Origin of the sequence: Acinetobacter terrestris, from assembly GCF_004331155.1 — a bacterium.
In the GTDB taxonomy this organism is placed as follows: domain Bacteria; phylum Pseudomonadota; class Gammaproteobacteria; order Pseudomonadales; family Moraxellaceae; genus Acinetobacter; species Acinetobacter terrestris.
The window spans coordinates 99,957-117,791 of record NZ_SJNZ01000001.1; the positions used below are offsets into that span (position 1 = coordinate 99,957).

At 42.2% G+C, this 17,835-nt stretch carries 18 protein-coding genes; 7 read left to right on the forward strand and 11 right to left on the reverse strand.

Annotated elements, in window-relative coordinates:
• Positions 1-12: 12 nt before the first annotated feature.
• From era to E0H81_RS00500, 7 genes are all read right to left on the reverse strand, one after another.
• A complete protein-coding gene (gene era / locus E0H81_RS00470) occupies positions 13-1,041 on the reverse strand; it encodes a GTPase Era (RefSeq protein ID WP_131268867.1) in 1,029 nt (342 codons plus the stop codon).
• 5 nt (positions 1,042-1,046) lie between these two features.
• Complete coding sequence (gene rnc / locus E0H81_RS00475; RefSeq protein ID WP_131315670.1) at positions 1,047-1,739, reverse strand: ribonuclease III; 693 nt, start codon at positions 1,737-1,739, stop codon at positions 1,047-1,049.
• Positions 1,711-2,085, reverse strand: a complete 375-nt coding sequence (locus tag E0H81_RS00480; protein ID WP_131315672.1) for a DUF4845 domain-containing protein — start codon at positions 2,083-2,085, stop codon at positions 1,711-1,713. The genes rnc and E0H81_RS00480 overlap by 29 nt, the downstream gene beginning before the upstream one ends.
• 21 nt (positions 2,086-2,106) lie before the next feature.
• On the reverse strand, positions 2,107-2,934 hold the full coding sequence (gene lepB, locus E0H81_RS00485; RefSeq protein WP_131315674.1) for a signal peptidase I: 828 nt from the start codon (positions 2,932-2,934) through the stop codon (positions 2,107-2,109).
• Between the two features lie 21 nt (positions 2,935-2,955).
• Positions 2,956-4,773 (reverse strand): translation elongation factor 4, encoded by a 1,818-nt coding sequence (gene lepA / locus E0H81_RS00490; RefSeq protein WP_131315676.1) that lies wholly within the window; start codon positions 4,771-4,773, stop codon positions 2,956-2,958.
• A 253-nt stretch (positions 4,774-5,026) separates the two neighbouring features.
• Complete coding sequence (locus E0H81_RS00495) at positions 5,027-5,488, reverse strand: acyl-CoA thioesterase (protein ID WP_131315678.1); 462 nt, start codon at positions 5,486-5,488, stop codon at positions 5,027-5,029.
• A 137-nt stretch (positions 5,489-5,625) separates the two neighbouring features.
• The gene (locus E0H81_RS00500) at positions 5,626-7,008 is read right to left on the reverse strand and encodes a Do family serine endopeptidase (protein ID WP_131315680.1); all 1,383 of its coding nucleotides are present in this window, start codon (positions 7,006-7,008) and stop codon (positions 5,626-5,628) included.
• A gap of 230 nt (positions 7,009-7,238) precedes the next feature.
• On the opposite strand from E0H81_RS00500, the gene nadB reads away from it, so the two are divergent.
• A complete protein-coding gene (gene nadB, locus E0H81_RS00505) occupies positions 7,239-8,888 on the forward strand; it encodes an L-aspartate oxidase (protein WP_165492565.1) in 1,650 nt (549 codons plus the stop codon).
• Positions 8,889-8,955: 67 nt separating this feature from the next.
• Here nadB and E0H81_RS00510 read toward each other — a convergent pair whose 3' ends face one another.
• From E0H81_RS00510 to pabC, 4 genes are all read right to left on the reverse strand, one after another.
• Positions 8,956-9,372: a PaaI family thioesterase gene (locus tag E0H81_RS00510; RefSeq protein WP_131268860.1), complete on the reverse strand. Its 417-nt coding sequence runs from the start codon at positions 9,370-9,372 to the stop codon at positions 8,956-8,958.
• 94 nt (positions 9,373-9,466) lie between these two features.
• On the reverse strand, positions 9,467-10,066 hold the full coding sequence (tmk, locus tag E0H81_RS00515; protein ID WP_131315684.1) for a dTMP kinase: 600 nt from the start codon (positions 10,064-10,066) through the stop codon (positions 9,467-9,469).
• A 3-nt stretch (positions 10,067-10,069) separates the two neighbouring features.
• Positions 10,070-11,119, reverse strand: coding sequence for an endolytic transglycosylase MltG (gene mltG / locus E0H81_RS00520; RefSeq protein ID WP_131315686.1), 1,050 nt, complete (start codon positions 11,117-11,119; stop codon positions 10,070-10,072).
• A 1-nt stretch (position 11,120) separates the two neighbouring features.
• Positions 11,121-11,933, reverse strand: a complete 813-nt coding sequence (gene pabC, locus E0H81_RS00525; RefSeq protein WP_131315688.1) for an aminodeoxychorismate lyase — start codon at positions 11,931-11,933, stop codon at positions 11,121-11,123.
• A gap of 168 nt (positions 11,934-12,101) precedes the next feature.
• Here pabC and E0H81_RS00530 point away from each other — a divergent pair, with 168 nt between their 5' ends.
• From E0H81_RS00530 to E0H81_RS00555, 6 genes are all read left to right on the forward strand, one after another.
• Positions 12,102-13,106: a sulfate ABC transporter substrate-binding protein gene (locus tag E0H81_RS00530; RefSeq protein WP_131315690.1), complete on the forward strand. Its 1,005-nt coding sequence runs from the start codon at positions 12,102-12,104 to the stop codon at positions 13,104-13,106.
• A 177-nt stretch (positions 13,107-13,283) separates the two neighbouring features.
• On the forward strand, positions 13,284-14,297 hold the full coding sequence (locus E0H81_RS00535; RefSeq protein WP_131315692.1) for a sulfate ABC transporter substrate-binding protein: 1,014 nt from the start codon (positions 13,284-13,286) through the stop codon (positions 14,295-14,297).
• 29 nt (positions 14,298-14,326) lie between these two features.
• Positions 14,327-14,935 (forward strand): alpha/beta hydrolase, encoded by a 609-nt coding sequence (locus E0H81_RS00540; protein WP_131315694.1) that lies wholly within the window; start codon positions 14,327-14,329, stop codon positions 14,933-14,935.
• Positions 14,936-15,019: 84 nt separating this feature from the next.
• On the forward strand, positions 15,020-15,853 hold the full coding sequence (gene cysT, locus E0H81_RS00545) for a sulfate ABC transporter permease subunit CysT (RefSeq protein WP_067724989.1): 834 nt from the start codon (positions 15,020-15,022) through the stop codon (positions 15,851-15,853).
• Complete coding sequence (cysW, locus tag E0H81_RS00550) at positions 15,850-16,743, forward strand: sulfate ABC transporter permease subunit CysW (protein ID WP_131315696.1); 894 nt, start codon at positions 15,850-15,852, stop codon at positions 16,741-16,743. The genes cysT and cysW overlap by 4 nt, the downstream gene beginning before the upstream one ends.
• An 11-nt stretch (positions 16,744-16,754) precedes the next feature.
• Positions 16,755-17,816, forward strand: coding sequence for a sulfate/molybdate ABC transporter ATP-binding protein (locus E0H81_RS00555; RefSeq protein WP_131315698.1), 1,062 nt, complete (start codon positions 16,755-16,757; stop codon positions 17,814-17,816).
• Positions 17,817-17,835 lie beyond the last annotated feature (19 nt).

Sequence of the window (17,835 nt, forward strand, 5' to 3'; positions counted from 1 at the left end):
TATCAAAACGGTTTAGATATCGCTATAACCCAAACTTTTCAATGCACGTTCGTCATCAGACCAACCGCCTTTCACTTTAACCCAAAGTGTCAGCATGATCTTTTGTTCAAACATTTTTTCCATATCCGCACGCGCATCCATACCGATTTTTTTCAGCTTGGTGCCTTTTTCACCAATCACAATGGCTTTTTGGCCTTGGCGATCAACAAAAATTGTCGCATCGATATAGGTACAGGCTGGTTTTGGACGACCGGTTTTTTCATTAATCGTTGCTTCTTCAGTATTAAATGACTCAATCTGCACGGTTAAATCATACGGCAGTTCCTCCCCCAACTGACGCATGATCTTTTCACGAATCACTTCAGACGCCAGAAAACGTTCTGAACGATCGGTAATTTGATCCAATGCATACAAAGGTGGCTGGAACGGCAAATAGTTTTCAATCGTGTCACGCAAGTGATCAAGATTTGATGCACGTAAAGCTGAAACAGGAACAATTTCTGCGAAATTCATTAATTTCGCTCGTTCTTGAATCAATGGCAAAGCACTGTTTTTATTTTCAAAAGTGTCAATTTTGTTGATCACTAAAATTACTGGCATTTCAGCATTTTTCAGTTTTTCCAAAACCAGCTCATCATTTTGAGTCCACTTTTGAGCATCAACAACGAACAGCACCAGATTTACATCACGTAGTGCCGAGGTTGCTGCACGGTTCATCATTTTATTGATGGCACGGACTTCTTTTTTGTGCATCCCTGGCGTATCCACGAATACTGCCTGAGACTTTTCACGCGTATCAATACCGACAATCTTATGACGAGTGGTTTGCGGCTTACGTGAAGTAATCGAAAGTTTTTGACCTAAAATATGATTCATTAACGTAGATTTACCCACGTTTGGACGTCCAACAATGGCGACAAATCCACTTTTAAAATCTTTAGGAATAGTTGTGCCTTGTGAACTGAAAAAATCATTAATCAGGTCATTGCCGTTGCTTTGCGGCTCGTGATCAGCATCGATGTGATCAGAATGTGTGGTCATGCAGATTACTGCTCCAATTGTTTTAAGATATCTGCCGCTACTGCTTGCTCAGCAAAGCGACGGCTGGATCCTTCACCGTACAATACAGGCAAGCCCTCGATAATGCATTCCACTTTGAAATGCTGATTCGGGGCATCACCTTGAATATCCACTACATCGTAAATAGGGAGAGGCTTTTTACGTGCTTGTAAATATTCCTGTAAACGTGATTTGGGATCTTTGAGTTGGTCTGTAGGCTCAATATGGTCTAAATATGGCACGTACCATTTCAGTACGATCTCTTGCAAGGTTTTTAAATCATTGCAGTCGATATAAATTGCACCAATAATCGCTTCTACAGTATCAGCAAGAATAGATTCTCGATGATGTCCACCCGATTTCAACTCACCCGTGCTTAAGATTAAACACGGACCAAGTTTTAAATCGTTTGCAATTTTGCCTAATGCTTCTTGACGAACCAATGTGGCACGCATACGCGTTAAACGCCCTTCATTTTCATGAGGGTAGGCTTGATACAAATAATGGGCAATGATCATCCCTAACAATGAATCGCCTAAAAACTCTAGACGCTCATAGTTAGATTTATGACTTACCGAGCGGTGTGTCAGTGCAAGCTGCAATAATTCAGGCTGTTTGAACTGATAACCGATACGGCTGACTAAGTGCATATCACTTAGTTTGGACTGACCTTTGATCAAAACTTTTCTCGAACTTTAACACTAAATCTATATTGAGTAAGAACGGCTTTCTTATCTCATAATCTTTTTTCACTTCCAGACCATCAATATTTGTAACTTGCGCAATTTCATCGAATTTAAGATCGCGAATATTGTTCATGTCTAAACGCTGACTCATCTGACTTGTAAACTTTGAAGGAGCTGTATTTGCCGGACTGTTTTGCATTAACTCAGTAATCTGACTATCTACCACTCGATCATCCCAATAGGGTCCCCACACTGCAATTGCAATTTTTGCTAAAAAAGCAAAACCAATAATTGCAATCAAAATCCCAATATATGATACACCTTGTTGATTTTTACGCATTTGTTATTTTTCCAATCATGCTTAATCAATTTTACCGTTACGATTAAATGACGGCAATTTAAATCCAGGTTCTTTATGCATCCAGATATAGAATGCACGACCCGTTAAGTTTTCTTCTGGTACAAAGCCCCAAAAACGACTGTCAGCACTTTGATCACGATTATCCCCCATCGCGAAGTAATGACCTTGTGGAACTTTGACTTCCCAATATAAACCATTTTCAGCCGAGTATTTACCATTTTCAACATAATTAATAAATGGTGCCTGGCGTGCGACATTTACATCTTCAAGCTCACGCATTTTAAAAGTATGTTTACCCAATGTTTCTTGATGATAAATTGACGCGGGTGTATCTAAAATATCTTTTTCACGGCTAAATTCAACTGGAACTTTAGCAACCTTATTCCCGTTAATGGAAAGCTGTCCATGATCATAAACAATATGATCACCGGGTAAACCGACTACACGTTTAATATAGCTAATGGTCGGCTGGGGTGGATAACGGAATACAATCACATCACCGCGTTCTGGTTCACCCACATCAATCACTTTTGTATTGACGATAGGTAATCGTATTCCATAATTAAATTTATTGACCAGAATAAAGTCGCCAGTTTCTAAAGTTGGAACCATAGAATCTGATGGGATATTAAAAGGTTCGTATAAAAATGAACGCAGGATCAGGACAACGGCCAACACCGGCCAGAAGTCATAAGCCCATGTAATAATGAAATTTTCATTATCCTTGCCTAGAGTTTGTCTTTGTTTAAAGACAAACTTATCCAACAACCACACCAAAAAGAAAACCAGTGTCGCTGGTACAAGGATTAAATTAAAATCAAAATCCATGGGCTTATATCCTCAATCTTATTATCTTTCTACTTTCAATACAGCCAGGAACGCTTCTTGCGGGATTTCAACACTACCCACTTGCTTCATGCGTTTCTTACCTTCTTTTTGCTTAGACAACAGTTTCTTCTTACGTGAAACGTCACCACCATAACATTTAGCCAATACGTTTTTACGCATTGCTTTTACAGTAGAGCGCGCAATGATTTGTGCGCCAATCGCAGCCTGAATCGCGACATCAAACATTTGACGTGGAATTAGCTCTTTCATTTTCTCGACCAGCGCAATACCACGGTGACGTGCATCATTACGATGAACAATCATCGCCAAGGCATCCACTTTGTCACCATTAATCAAGACATCCACTTTTACCAGTGATGAGCTTTCAAAACGAACAAAGTTGTAATCGAGTGATGCAAAACCACGTGAACATGATTTCAAACGGTCAAAGAAGTCCATTACCACTTCAGCCAGTGGAATTTCAAAGGTCAAAGATACTTGTTTACCCAAGAATTTCATTTCTTTTTGAACACCACGGCGCTCAACACATAAAGTCATGACGTTACCCAAGTATTCTTGAGGAACCAAAATATGACATTCAGCAATCGGTTCGCGTAAATCTTCAACCATTGAACCATCAGGCATTTTTGATGGACTATCGATGTAAATGGTTTCGCCATTTTTCATTAAAGATTCATAAATGACCGTTGGTGCAGAGCTGATCAGGTCTAAGTCGTACTCACGCTCTAAACGCTCTTGTACAATTTCCATGTGCAGCATACCCAAGAAGCCACAACGGAAACCAAAACCTAAGGCATCTGAACTTTCCGGTTCAAAAAACAATGCAGAGTCATTAATCTGTAATTTATGCAGTGCTTCACGGAACGGTTCAAAATCACTGGCATCAATGGGGAACAGACCTGCATAGACCTGCGGTTTAACCTTTTTAAAACCAGGTAAAACAGCAACGTCCGGGGTCGTAGACAAAGTAAGGGTATCGCCCACTGGCGCACCAAAAATATCTTTAATCCCTGCAATGACAAACCCCACTTCACCTGCTTCCAACTCACCTGTTTCAGTGTGTTTAGGGTTAAAAATACCCACTGAGGTCACGATGTGGGTTTGACCTGTCGATTTGACCAGCATCTTGTCGCCCTTACGGATACGACCATGTTTGATACGAACTAGCGAGACCACGCCTAAATAGTTATCGAACCAAGAATCGACAATCAAGGCTTGTAAAGCAGCATCCCGATCACCCACTGGCGGTGGAATCACATTGACCAGTGTTTCTAAAACACCTTCAACGCCTAAGCCAGTTTTTGCAGAACATGTAGGTGCTTCTGTCGCCTCAATTCCGATAATATCTTCAATTTCTTGAACGACACGCTCAGGTTCGGCTTGAGGTAAATCAATTTTGTTTAAAACAGGAAGAACTTCAAGACCTTGTTCAAGGGCGGTATAACAGTTGGCAACAGATTGTGCTTCAACACCTTGTGCAGCATCGACAACCAGTAAAGCTCCTTCACAGGCTGCTAGCGAGCGTGATACTTCATAGGAAAAGTCGACGTGTCCTGGAGTATCAATAAAGTTAAGTTGATATTCTTGACCATTTGGATGGGTGTAATACAAGGTTACTGACGTAGCTTTAATGGTAATTCCGCGTTCGCGCTCAATGTCCATAGAGTCGAGAACTTGCGCTTGCATTTCACGCGCTTGTAGACCACCACAGGTTTGAATAAACCGATCTGCAAGCGTCGACTTACCATGATCGATATGTGCAATAATCGAAAAATTTCGTATATTATTGATATTAACTGACTTTTTAGCAACTGCCATAAACTACTCTAAATCAAAACACACAATCACATACTTGAATGAACAAAGCATTTATGACGTGCAAAAAAGGATATTCCGAAGATGTTGCACAGTATAAGCAGTAGATAGTTAAAAATACAGTGAGCTTTTAAAAATAGTCGGTTTCTTCTGCAAAACTTTGCGATACATCCGCCTCATCCACGCATTGATTTATAAATGTAATGACAGCAATGAAATCAGTTTTTTTAAGCTTTAGTTGACAGGTAGATATGTATCAATCTTCACCTTTCAAATGAATATGGGTGAAATCCAGCGGATTAATATCAGCGGCTATCGGTTGATAAGCCTGGGTAAACGTCGGTGACATGCGTTTTGGTCGACCTGTTGCGATTTCGATACAGGCCCATTTGGTACTTCCTGTAAATAAAATACTTTGGTCCTGAGGACGATAGAAAACATATTGGCGGAAAGAATAGAGTGCATTGAGATCATTTAACCAGGTGCGCAAGATAATTTTCTCGCCTTCAAACGCAGCCTTACGATATTGCACATGATGCTCAATCGCTACCATCGCATGCTTCAGCTCAAGATATTCCTTAAGTCCCAAACCCAAGGCCTCAATATGTGCAGTAGCAACTTCCTGTATCCATTGCATATACACTACATTATTTACATGCCCCAAACTGTCAATATGATCTGCTTGAACGGTCATTTCTAAATCAAAAACTGTGCTCATATATTGTTTAAATCCTTACTCTTTGCAAAAATTTCGTTCAAGGAAACACAGTCTACGTAATTTTAAGATCGAGTAAAATTGCAAAATATAAAAAAACCACTCATTTTTAGAGTGGTTTTACTGTTCATTGATCGGGACTATTCAATCCGCATACCCAAAATTGCGCGTTGATCTTGACGAATAACCGAAACACGTGCAATTGAACCTTTTTTCAACTCAGACACAGATTTAATAAAATCGTTACTATTCAGAATGATTTTATTATTGATTTGAGTAATGATATCGCCTGCAGCCATACGCGATTGTGCAGCAATACCCCCTCGCTTCACTTCCTCAACCAAAATACCGCCTTTGATATTCAGCTGGGTTTGTTCAGCGGCTGTGAGGTTACGAATACTAACACCGATAACCGGACCTTTTTGCTCAGCAGTTTGTTCCACTTTTGCCGGGGTATCATCTGGAGCAGTGGTCACGGTCGCCGAGATATTACGGATTTTATCATCGCGTAAAACTTGCAATTGAATGTTTTGATTCGGTGTCGTCCGGTTTAAATAATTCAACAAATCAGAAGTTCTTGAAATGGGTGAGCCATTATATTTCAAGATTACATCGCCCGACTTAAAGCCGGCTTTGGCTGCGGGTGAATTTGGCGCCACCTGTGTCACCAGTGCACCTTCAGGTTTGGACAGGTGATAAGATTCTGCAAGGGTACGATCAATATCTTGCAGCATTATGCCTAAGTATGAACGCGTCACCTTGCCATTCTTTTTCAACTGCTCTGCCACATCCATGGCCACATCAATCGGAATAGAGAATGACAAGCCCATATATCCGCCAGTACCACTAAAGATGCGCGAGTTCACCCCAACCACTTCACCGTTTTGGTTAAACAGTGGACCACCCGAATTGCCGGGATTCAAGGCCACATCGGTTTGGATAAACGGAACTGAAGTTTCGCCCATCATGTTACGCATTTTTGCGCTGACAATGCCGGCTGATGCAGAATAATCAAAACCAAAGGGTGAACCAATCGCCAGTACCGGCTCTCCCACTCTGAGTCGATCAACATTGCCGGTACGTAATTCAGGGAAATTCGAGCCATTAACTTTTAAAAGTGCAACATCGGTACGCTCATCACTTCCAACCACAGTCGCATCAATTTCACGGCGGTCGTTCAGCATGATCGTGACTTTAGAAGCATCTTCTACCACATGGTGATTGGTCAGCAAATATCCATCTTTACTAATAAAGAATGCGCTGCCATAACCGGTTTTTTCTTGTGGTGCCTGTTGCTGAGGAATAATCACCCGATTACCAAAGAAACGTTTTAGTATTTCAGGAACTTGCTGCTGCAGTAATTCCTGCTCTGTCATTTTTTTAACGACATTGACACTAACAACCGCAGGACTCACCTGTTCTACCAGATTGGAAAAATCCACCGGAGTAGCTGCCTGGGTTTGTACTGCCACCATGGTAAATACCGCAGCATAAATTCCTTTTTGTACATAGCGATTTTTCATATAAAGCATTCGCTCCATTTCGTTATAAATATGTATAGACAGTTTCTAACACAAACTTTGTCTATCTTGGGTAATAATATTGTTTGATTATATTTGTATAAACAACAGCTTAAAGTTTTCTTAAAAGTTTGTTGGTTTATTACTTTTTCTCATCATACATTAGCATATTCGCTCTTGTTTTTTGATCAAAAAAGCGGTGTTATTAGCGAACTTTTTTTTCGAATTAGCTGATGGACATGTCTAATTTAAACACAACGCATCATTTTGATGTGATCATTGTGGGAAGTGGCGGTGCTGGTTTAAGTCTGGCTTTATCGCTACCCGATCATTTCAATATTGCAGTTTTGGCAAAATCAACCTTAACCGATGCCAGTACTTTTTATGCGCAAGGCGGTGTCGCAGCTGTTCTGGATGAAACCGATTCAATTGAACAGCATATTGATGACACCATGATTGCAGGCGCACAGCTATGTGAGATTGAAGCGGTAAAACAGACAGTGGAAGGCGGCAAACCTTCAGTTGATTTCCTTTTAAAGCATGGTGTGCAATTCACCTTAGATGAACAAGAACAACTCCATTTAACCCGTGAAGGCGGACATTCACAGCGCCGGATCATTCATGCGGCTGACGCGACCGGCCGAGCCATTTCAACCACTTTGGTTGAACGTGCTCAAGAAAAACAGAACATCACTATTTTTGAAAATTACATTGCGATTGATCTCATTACTTCGCACAAATTAGGGTTGAAAGATCAAGGCAATCGCGTTTTAGGTTTATACGCGCTGGATGAAAAAAATGAAAAAGTACATACCTTTTTAGCGCCCTCTACCGCTCTGGCCTGTGGTGGAGCAATGAAAGCCTACCTCTATACTTCCAACCCTGACATTGCCACCGGTGATGGTATTGCCATGGCCTATCGCGCCGGTTGCCGCGTGGCCAATATGGAATTTAACCAGTTCCATCCGACCTGTCTTTACCATCCTCAGGCACGTTCATTTTTAATTACTGAAGCCATGCGTGGTGAAGGTGCTTATTTACGTCTGCCCGATGGTGAACGTTTCATGCTGCGTTTTGACGAACGTGCTGAGCTCGCCCCCCGTGATATTGTGGCGCGTGCCATCGACTATGAAATCAAACGCTTAGGGATTCGTCATGTCTGGCTGGACATTACGCATAAACCGGCTGAATTTGTGAAGGAACACTTCCCGACCCTGTATGCCCGTTTGTTAGAGCTGGGCATCGACATCACCACGGAAATGATTCCGGTGGTTCCTGCTGCCCACTATACCTGTGGCGGAGTGATGGTCGATGAAAATAGCCAGACCGACATTGAAGGACTCTATGCCATTGGTGAAACCTCTTATACCGGTTTGCATGGTGCCAACCGAATGGCCAGCAACTCACTTTTAGAATGTTTCGTCTACGGAATGAGTGCTGCAAAACATATCGAAAGCCAATTCAACACCGATTATATCTCTCCAGATGTACCGGCCTGGGATGATTCTCAGGTGATGAATCCAGATGAAGATGTGGTGATTTTGCAAAACTGGGATGAGCTGCGCCAGACCATGTGGAACTATGTCGGCATTGTACGAACCACAAAACGTCTGGAACGTGCGCTACACCGGATTGAAATGCTGAAACAGGAAATCAACGAGTATTATCACGATTATCAGGTCAGTAAGAACCTGATTGAACTGCGTAATTTAGTGCTGGTGTCCGAGATGATTGTACGCTGTGCCATGGAACGTAAAGAATCACGCGGCCTGCACTTTACTTTGGACTATCCTGAATTGGCGGATGAATTACGTAAAACTGTACTGACTCCACCCAGCTTTAAAGTGGAAACACCTTTAGTGAATGCAGAAAGCCAGATTTAAGCCTAGGCAAAAGCCATAAAAAGCCGAACAGAAATGTTCGGCTTTTTAACTCGACAATAGCCTGGAATCATCGCTGAGGTGGAATAGAATAAGTCCCCACCACATGGGCAATCGGTTCATCCGAATCAAGGGAATATAACCAGACATCACCGACAATCAGTGCCTTGCCCACTTTCATCAATCGGCAAACTGCACGAATATCCTGATCTGCAGACGGCTTTCTTAAAAAATTAGTGGATAGATTGGTGGTCACTGCCAAAGCAACAATACCAATCTCGCCCAGAATTGCAATGTAGAGTGCATAATCGGCAGCAGTCATCATGGTCGGTCCTGATACCGTTCCGCCAGGCCTTAAATCAGCTGCATTTATATGATAAATAATGGATGCGCCTTTTTCAGTCACCGATTCTATGTCACATTTTTCCAGACTTTGTGGAAATTCAGCCTGTAAAAAAGCAATGATTTCTGCCTTGGTACTTTTCATTTATATTTCATCTTCATCCCTGATGATGCTGAATATAAAAGAATAACCCATCTTAAGCACTGATCTTTTTGATCTTTGTTTCAATCTGAAAAAGTTATTTCAGATAAGCCACTGCCTGTTCAAATACCTGATCTGGTGTCTGAGTGGCATCCAGACGCTTAATCCTCTCCCCCTGTTGTTCCCACAGCTCATGATAGCCTGAACGCACTTTCTCAAAGAAAGTGGCTTTCTCCTGCTCAAAACGATCCAGTGCTCCACGTTCACGTGCGCGTGACATGCCCAGTTCCGTTGGTGCATCAAGCCAAAAGGTGATATTCGGCATATGCGAAACAAAATTAGAATTCAATAACTGTAATTTTTCTTTACTCAAGCCACGCCCTGCACACTGATAAGCAAAACTTGCATCGGTAAACCGGTCACAAAGTACGGTTTTACCCGCAGTCAATGCAGGCACAATCACTTGCTGCAAATGTTGCGCACGTGCTGCATACATTAAAAGCAGTTCAGTATCATGGGCCATACTTTCTTCATGATTCACCGATAAAAGCAGCGAACGGATTTGTTCCGCCATGGGTGTACCACCTGGCTCGCGGGTAAGCACCACTTGCTGGCCTTGCAGTTCTAAATAGTCATAAATTTTACGAATGAGTGTGGTTTTCCCGACACCTTCAGTGCCTTCAAAACTAATAAACATCGATCACTCCTTCTTCGATTTTAAAACTGACAAGTAATCCTGCACTGCACGATTATGCTCATCTAAACTTGCGCTAAATTTATGTCCACCATTACCGGTTGCAACAAAATAAATATTGTTTGATGCATCCGGATGCATTGCAGCTTCTATGGCTTTTTGGCTGGGTAATGCAATAGGCGTTGGCGGCAAGCCATTGTTAGTATAAGTGTTATAAGCAGTCGGTGTACGCAAATCGTTGCGGGTGATATTGCCTTGGTAATTCACGCCCATACCATAAATAACAGTGGGATCTGTTTGCAGGCGCATACCCATTTTTAAACGGCGCACAAATACCCCCGAAACCTGTTCAAGTTCACGATCGAGACTGGTTTCTTTTTCAACAATTGAAGCCATAATCAGGGCTTCATATTTATCTTTATAAGGCAGGTCAGAGGCGCGATTTACCCATGCGGCATCTAAAGATTTCATTTGACGGTTATACAAATCCGTCAAAATCTTTTTATCTGTTTCGCCTTTGGCAAAGAAATAGGTATCCGGTGCAAACAGACCTTCAGGATGATTAAACGGAATATTCAACGCCTGCAGCATTTGATCTTGCGGAAGGTTCAGCACTTCTTTGGTGACTAAATCATCTTTCTTTAAAATTTCAATTAACTGCTTAAAGGTGGTGCCTTCAATCACCAGAATACGGTTCATTTGTGCATTTTCAGAATTTGCGACCATATCCATCACTTGACGAATCGTCATGCCCTGACGCACTTCATAGACACCAGCTTTCATGGTGTCATGAATGATAATTTTTTGATAAAGCTTCAATATAATCGGGAAACTGACTTTCCCTTCTTTGGCTAAACGGCTGATAAAAGCTGAATAGGTATCCCCTGTTCCAATCGCCAGCATCTGCTTTTTGCCTTCGACAGGATAAGCCTTAAACAAACTTGACCATAAGATGACTGAAGCCATCACCACGAAACCCATGAATAGAACGATGAAACCTTTCAATGGAAATACTGTTGTGGCTTTCTTTTTTGAGTTTTTCTTTGTGGTGGACATATTAACGAATCTGATTCAATTGAAGGTTATTAAACAGTTCAATACATGCTTGAACATTCAAAGCTTGCTGATTAAGTTCAGTCACAACTTTCATTGGACTTAAGGCATTACAGAAAAACAGACTTTCAAATTTTGAAATTTCTTCCATATCAATAAAGCGCTGTTCACAGTGAATGCCGTGTTGTTGCATACGCAGCAAAATTTCTGCACGCATCACGCCATGGACGCCATTATAACGAAGTTCTGGCGTAATCCATGTATTGTTTAAACGAATGAAACAATTACTGCTTACTCCTTCAACAACAGTGCCTTGCACATCGGTCACCAGTGCTTCAGTCCATCCACGGCCATCGGCCTCATTTTTTAATAATACCTGTTCCAAACGATTCAGGCTTTTTAAACCGACCAGACTGGGCATGGTCAGTCCCAATGCCTGTTGCAGCACACCCGATTTTATTTTTTCAACCTGAAAATCCTCAACCACTTTAGGATAAAAAAATACCCATACATCGGCGGGATGATCGGGCAAACTATATCCGCGCTGTCCTTCACCCCGGCTAATGATGATTTTAAGCGTGCCATTCACTTCCAGAAATTGCTGTCGCAATAAACCTAAGCTTTTTTGAATCAAACTCAAATCTGCGTTTAACAGCAGTCGTTCACAACTTAAATGCAGTCGTGCCATATGCAAATGTTCTAGCTCAATTTTGCCATGCCGCACACGCGCCGTGCTAAAACAGCCATCACCATAATGGAAAGCACGATCCAATAATGAAATTTCATTTATTTCCTGTGCATTTTTAAAACATGGCATATGCAAATGTCCTGTAAATGATGAGCTAGTTTAAAAATAGCCACGCTGAATTGATAGCAGTTTTATTCATATCAAATTCGTTTCTTCTTATTTTTTTACCCTAACAGATAACGCTATTCTCCGCTTTGTACAAAACATAAATAATTTAAATGTAAAGGATAGTAAAAAATGCGCTCATTAAAAATCGGGGTTTTAGCAGCACTTATTTCGGCAGCATCTTTTGGCGCTCTGGCAAAAGACTTCTTAAATGTTTCATACGATCCAACACGTGAATTGTATGAAAACTATAATAAAGAATTTGGTGCGTATTGGAAGAAGTCTACGGGTCAAGATATTACCTTCAAACAGTCACACGGCGGTTCGGGTAAACAGGCACGTTCAGTGATTGATGGACTAGATGCAGACGTTGTGACTTTAGCACTGGCTGCAGATATTGATGCCATTGCAGAAAATTCAAATCTTCTGCCTAAAGACTGGCAGAAAAAGTTTCCCAATAACTCTACTCCTTATACATCAACCATCGTATTTTTAGTCCATAAAGGCAACCCGAAAGGCATTAAAGATTGGGGTGATTTAGTTAAAACAGATGTCGGCATCATTACTCCAAACCCTAAAACATCTGGTGGCGCACGCTGGAACTATTTAGCAGCATGGGCTTGGGCGAAACATCAGGCAGGCGGCAACGATGCCAAAGCACAAGAATTCGTTCGTAAAATCTATAAAAACACCAAAGTGCTCGATTCTGGCGCACGCGGTGCAACCACAACATTTGCTGAACGCGGCATTGGTGATGTACTACTGGCTTGGGAAAATGAAGCGCACTTAGCAATTCGTGAACAGCCGGGCAAGTTTGAAATTATCACCCCATCATTGTCTATTTTGGCAGAACCGCCAGTGGCCATTGTTGAAAAGAATGCACAGAAAGATGGCAATCTCACCGTTGCTAAAGCTTACTTAAACTACCTCTATTCACCTGCAGGTCAAACCGTTGCTGCCAATAACTTCTATCGTCCGCGCAATGCCGCTGTATTGGCAAAATACAAATCAGTATTCAAACCTTTAAAACTGGTAACGATTGACAAGGAATTTGGTGGCTGGACTAAGGTTCAAAAAGCGCACTTCGATAATGGCGGCATTTTTGACCAGATCGTGAAGGCCAATAGCACGAAATAATCTTGGAAAATCAAGAGCGGCACTGGCTTTATTGATAAGGCCAGTGCTTCGGATGCAGAATAGGTTTATCTTATCTTTTTTATTCATATAAAATTCATTTTTTATTATTTTTTATGCATAAAGAATGGCGCTATTCTGCATTCATGTTACAAAACAGTTAAAAATATTGAGGTTGGCATGAGCATTTCAGCAAAATTAAAGTTAGGGGTTTTGGCCGCAGTGATCTCTGCAACATCTTTTGGCGCTCTGGCAAAAGACTTTCTAAATGTCTCTTATGATCCAACCCGTGAACTTTATGAAGATGTTAATAAACAGTTCGGCAAATACTGGGAAAGCCGCACCGGTCAAAAGATCAATTTCAAGCAATCTCACGGCGGTTCGGGTAAACAAGCGCGTGCGGTGATTGATGGTTTAGATGCTGATGTCGTGACGCTTGCGCTTGCTGCTGATATTGACGTGATTGAACAAAAAACAAAACTGCTTCCTGCTGATTGGCAAAAGAAACTTCCTCAAAACTCAACCCCCTATACATCTACAATCGTATTCTTGGTACGTAAAGGCAATCCTAAAGGTGTAAAAGACTGGGGCGACTTAGCTAAACTGAGTGTAGGCATTATCACTCCAAACCCTAAAACATCTGGCGGCGCCCGCTGGAACTATTTAGCAGCGTGGGCTTGGGCAAAACACCAGGCAGGCGGTAACGACAAAACTGCACAAGAATTCGTTCGTAAAATTTATAAAAATACCAAAGTCCTTGATTCAGGCGCACGTGGCGCAACCACAACATTTGCTGAACGTGGTATGGGTGACGTATTACTGGCTTGGGAAAATGAAGCTCACTTAGCGCTTCGTGAACAACCCGGCAAATTTGAAATCGTCACCCCTAGCCTGTCCATTCTGGCTGAGCCACCCGTTGCGATCGTAGAAAAAAATGCTGAGAAAAAAGGCAACAAATACTTGGCACAAGGTTATTTGAACTTCTTGTACTCGCCATTGGGTCAAGAAATTTCAGCACGTAACTTCTACCGTCCACGTAATGCAAAAGTGTTAGCCAAATACAGCACTGTCTTCAAGCCACTTAAACTTGTGACCATTGATCAGGAATTTGGCGGTTGGGATAAAGTTCAAAAAGCCCACTTTGAAAATGGCGGTATTTTCGATCAAATCGTAAAAGCCAATAGCGCTAAATAATCGTGCTGGAAAAATAAAGGAGCATCGACATGATTCATACCGTAATTGTTCCAGGTGTAGGTGGCAGTGAACCTGCGCACTGGCAATCCTGGTTACAACGACAACTCATGTCATGCTCTCGTGTGCAACAAAAGGATTGGAATAACCCGGTACTTGAAATCTGGATCAGTGAATTTGTAAATACCGTTGCGCCCATTCAGGGAAAGATCCAGATTGTTGCGCATAGCTTTGGTTGCCTTACCACTGTTGCAGCACTAGCTCAGCACCCGGAATTAAATCAAAAAATTAAAAATTTGATTCTGGTTGCACCAGCGAATCCTGCACGTTTTGGTGAATCTGGCTTTGCACGTGATAGCCAGCAAGATTATCAACGCTATTTTCACCAACTTAAAATTGCCGTTCCAACTACTACTTTACTGATTAGTGAAAACGATCCTTGGTTAAATTTTGAAGATGCCCAATGCTTAGCCAAAGCATGGAAACTCAACCCGATTAACCTGGGTCAGGTCGGACATATTAATGTTGCTTCCGGTTTTGGTCCGTTTCCTGAAATTTATGATTATTTGATTTCAGAAAATTTACTGCAACATATCAATTTTTCTGATGAGAGCAAGTGTTATTTTAAATTTGCAATTTGAAGTCTGCAAATTATGCTTGTGCCGAATTAAATTTTTATTTTTGCTGACTTTATTGGTCAGCATTTTCTCTTTTGAGGAGTAATCATGTCGCAGCGATCCCGAGTGCTGCCAGGATTTGGTCTGTCTCTAGGCTTTACCCTAGCGTATTTGTCATTAATTGTTCTTATTCCACTCTCTGCGGTGTTTATTAAATCACTGGGCATTGGCTGGGACGGTTTGTGGGAAATTTTAAGTTCAGAACGTATCCTAAAATCTTTGCAGTTAAGTTTTAGTGCTGCACTCATTGCAGCCTTAGTCAATGTGGTATTTGGCTTATTACTGGCATGGTGCTTGGTTCGCTACAGCTTTCCTGGTAAACGGATTATTGATGCTTTGGTGGATTTACCCTTTGCCCTGCCAACCGCAGTTGCCGGTATTGCACTGACTTCTTTATACGCACCTACAGGTTGGATTGGTCAATACCTGGAACCAATTGGTATTAAAGTGGCTTACACCCCGATCGGGATCACGCTTGCGCTGATTTTTATTGGTTTACCTTTCGTGGTTCGTACGGTACAACCAGTTTTAAGTGATCTGGAAACCGAACTGGAAGAAGCTGCGTCAGCACTCGGTGCCAACCGTTTTCAGGTTATTACCAAAATCATTATGCCGATTCTATTTCCAGCATTATTGACAGGTTTTGCCTTGGCATTTGCACGTGGAGTCGGTGAATACGGTTCAGTCATCTTTATTGCAGGTAACCAGCCATATGAAACTGAAATCGCGCCACTGATGATTATTTCTCGTTTAGAAGAATATGATTACGCAGGTGCAACCACGATTGCGGTGGTGATGTTGGTGCTGTCATTTGCGATTTTATTCCTGATTAACTTGCTACAAGCGTGGGCAAGCCGTCGTACAGGGAGAACTGCACCATGAGTTTAATCACCAATAGCAATGCTTTAGCAGAAAAACTGCAATCTCGTGATGCAACCCGCGAACCGACCTGGGTACGTAATCTTCTGATCACCATTGCGCTGATCTTTTTCTTGAGCTGCCTGATTCTGCCTTTAATTCTGGTCTTTGTGGAAGCCTTTAAGCAAGGCGTTGCGGTTTATTTCCAAGCCTTGATCAATCCGGATACGCTCTCTGCTGTAAAACTGACTTTATTGACCGCTGCGATTGCCGTGCCATTAAACGTGGTGTTTGGTGTTGCTGCTGCATGGTCTGTTGCGAAATTCAACTTCCGTGGCAAATCTCTTTTAACCACCATTATTGACATTCCATTTTCTGTATCGCCGGTCATTGCAGGCATGATGCTGGTACTGATTTTTGGTACTCAAGGCTGGATGGGCGGCTGGCTGATGGATCACGACATTAAAGTGCTCTATGCCGTGCCTGCCATTGTACTTGCCACCATCTTTATTACCGTTCCTTTTGTCGCGCGTGAATTGATTCCTTTAATGGAAGCGCAAGGCACTGAAGAAGAAGAAGCCGCGATTGTATTGGGTGCTTCAGGTTGGCAAACCTTCTATAAAGTGACCTTGCCGAATATTAAGTGGGGTCTGATTTACGGTGTTATTCTGTGTAATGCCCGTGCCATGGGTGAATTCGGTGCGGTATCGGTAGTGTCTGGACATATCCGCGGCGAAACCAATACTCTGCCTTTACATGTAGAAATTCTCTATAACGAATATACCTTTAGTGCTGCATTTGCAGTGTCCTCGCTGTTGGCCTTACTTGCTATTGTGACCCTGATTTTAAAAGCCTGGGTTGAGATTCGCCAAGAGAACCAAAACAAACGTAATGAAGATTCAACAGTTTCTTAAGGAATGACATCATGAGTATTCAAGTTAAAAATATTGAAAAACACTTTGGTGCATTCCATGCACTTAATAATATTTCACTGGATTTTCCGGATGGGCAATTGGTGGCATTATTGGGCCCATCAGGCTGTGGTAAAACCACCTTGCTCCGCATTATTGCCGGCCTAGAATCGGCTGATGGCGGTCAAGTGATTCTTGAAGGCGAAGATGCAACCGATGTTCATGTTCGCGAACGTCAAGTCGGTTTCGTATTCCAGCACTATGCCTTGTTCCGTCACATGACTGTATTTGAAAACATTGCTTTTGGTTTACGTGTTCGTCCGCGCTCGACCCGCCCTTCTGAAGCAGAAATCAAAAAACGTGTCACCCGTTTACTTGATTTGGTTCAACTCGGTTTCTTGGCGGATCGTTTCCCGGCTCAGTTATCAGGCGGTCAGCGTCAACGTATTGCCTTGGCTCGTGCACTTGCCGTTGAGCCTCGCGTACTGTTACTGGACGAACCGTTTGGTGCACTCGATGCCAAAGTACGTAAAGAACTGCGTCGCTGGTTACGTACCTTACATGATGAATTGCATATCACTTCTATTTTTGTAACCCACGATCAGGAAGAAGCCTTAGAAGTAGCGGATCAAATTATCGTGATGAACAAAGGTAATGTAGAACAAATTGGCTCGCCGCGTGAAGTGTATGAAAAACCGGCAACGCCGTTTGTTTTCGACTTCCTGGGTCAGGCCAACCGTTTCGAAGGTCAAAATCAGCAAGGCATCATCCATCTTGGAGAAGACCGCATTCAATTGCCACAAGTGAAAGATGCGCCACAAGGTGAAATCATTGCATTTGCGCGTCCAAACGAACTCAGCATTCATGCTGCTCCGCAAGAAAATGCCATTCAGGCCACTTTCTTACGTGAGATCTGGATTGCCGGTAAAGTGCTTGCAGAGCTTCAGGATCGCCAAGGTAATTTAATTGAAATTTCGCTGAATTCTGAAGAAGCGAAATTACATCAATTCAAACCGAATCAAACTGTGTGGTTAAGCCCAACCGCATTGCATTTATTTGCCAATGACGTCGCTTAAGAACAAATAGATGGGGCCA

What these genes read in the sequence shown, in the direction of transcription:
- era (WP_131268867.1), bottom strand. Translation starts at nt 1,041, where the DNA reads ATGACCACACATTCTGATCACATCGATGCTGATCACGAGCCGCAAAGC.
- E0H81_RS00480 (WP_131315672.1), bottom strand. Translation starts at nt 2,085, where the DNA reads ATGCGTAAAAATCAACAAGGTGTATCATATATTGGGATTTTGATTGCA.
- lepB (WP_131315674.1), bottom strand. Translation starts at nt 2,934, where the DNA reads ATGGATTTTGATTTTAATTTAATCCTTGTACCAGCGACACTGGTTTTC.
- lepA (WP_131315676.1), bottom strand. Translation starts at nt 4,773, where the DNA reads ATGGCAGTTGCTAAAAAGTCAGTTAATATCAATAATATACGAAATTTT.
- E0H81_RS00495 (WP_131315678.1), bottom strand. Translation starts at nt 5,488, where the DNA reads ATGAGCACAGTTTTTGATTTAGAAATGACCGTTCAAGCAGATCATATT.
- E0H81_RS00500 (WP_131315680.1), bottom strand. Translation starts at nt 7,008, where the DNA reads ATGAAAAATCGCTATGTACAAAAAGGAATTTATGCTGCGGTATTTACC.
- nadB (WP_165492565.1), top strand. Translation starts at nt 7,239, where the DNA reads ATGGACATGTCTAATTTAAACACAACGCATCATTTTGATGTGATCATT.
- E0H81_RS00510 (WP_131268860.1), bottom strand. Translation starts at nt 9,372, where the DNA reads ATGAAAAGTACCAAGGCAGAAATCATTGCTTTTTTACAGGCTGAATTT.
- tmk (WP_131315684.1), bottom strand. Translation starts at nt 10,066, where the DNA reads ATGTTTATTAGTTTTGAAGGCACTGAAGGTGTCGGGAAAACCACACTC.
- mltG (WP_131315686.1), bottom strand. Translation starts at nt 11,119, where the DNA reads ATGTCCACCACAAAGAAAAACTCAAAAAAGAAAGCCACAACAGTATTT.
- pabC (WP_131315688.1), bottom strand. Translation starts at nt 11,933, where the DNA reads ATGCCATGTTTTAAAAATGCACAGGAAATAAATGAAATTTCATTATTG.
- E0H81_RS00530 (WP_131315690.1), top strand. Translation starts at nt 12,102, where the DNA reads ATGCGCTCATTAAAAATCGGGGTTTTAGCAGCACTTATTTCGGCAGCA.
- E0H81_RS00535 (WP_131315692.1), top strand. Translation starts at nt 13,284, where the DNA reads ATGAGCATTTCAGCAAAATTAAAGTTAGGGGTTTTGGCCGCAGTGATC.
- E0H81_RS00540 (WP_131315694.1), top strand. Translation starts at nt 14,327, where the DNA reads ATGATTCATACCGTAATTGTTCCAGGTGTAGGTGGCAGTGAACCTGCG.
- cysT (WP_067724989.1), top strand. Translation starts at nt 15,020, where the DNA reads ATGTCGCAGCGATCCCGAGTGCTGCCAGGATTTGGTCTGTCTCTAGGC.
- cysW (WP_131315696.1), top strand. Translation starts at nt 15,850, where the DNA reads ATGAGTTTAATCACCAATAGCAATGCTTTAGCAGAAAAACTGCAATCT.
- E0H81_RS00555 (WP_131315698.1), top strand. Translation starts at nt 16,755, where the DNA reads ATGAGTATTCAAGTTAAAAATATTGAAAAACACTTTGGTGCATTCCAT.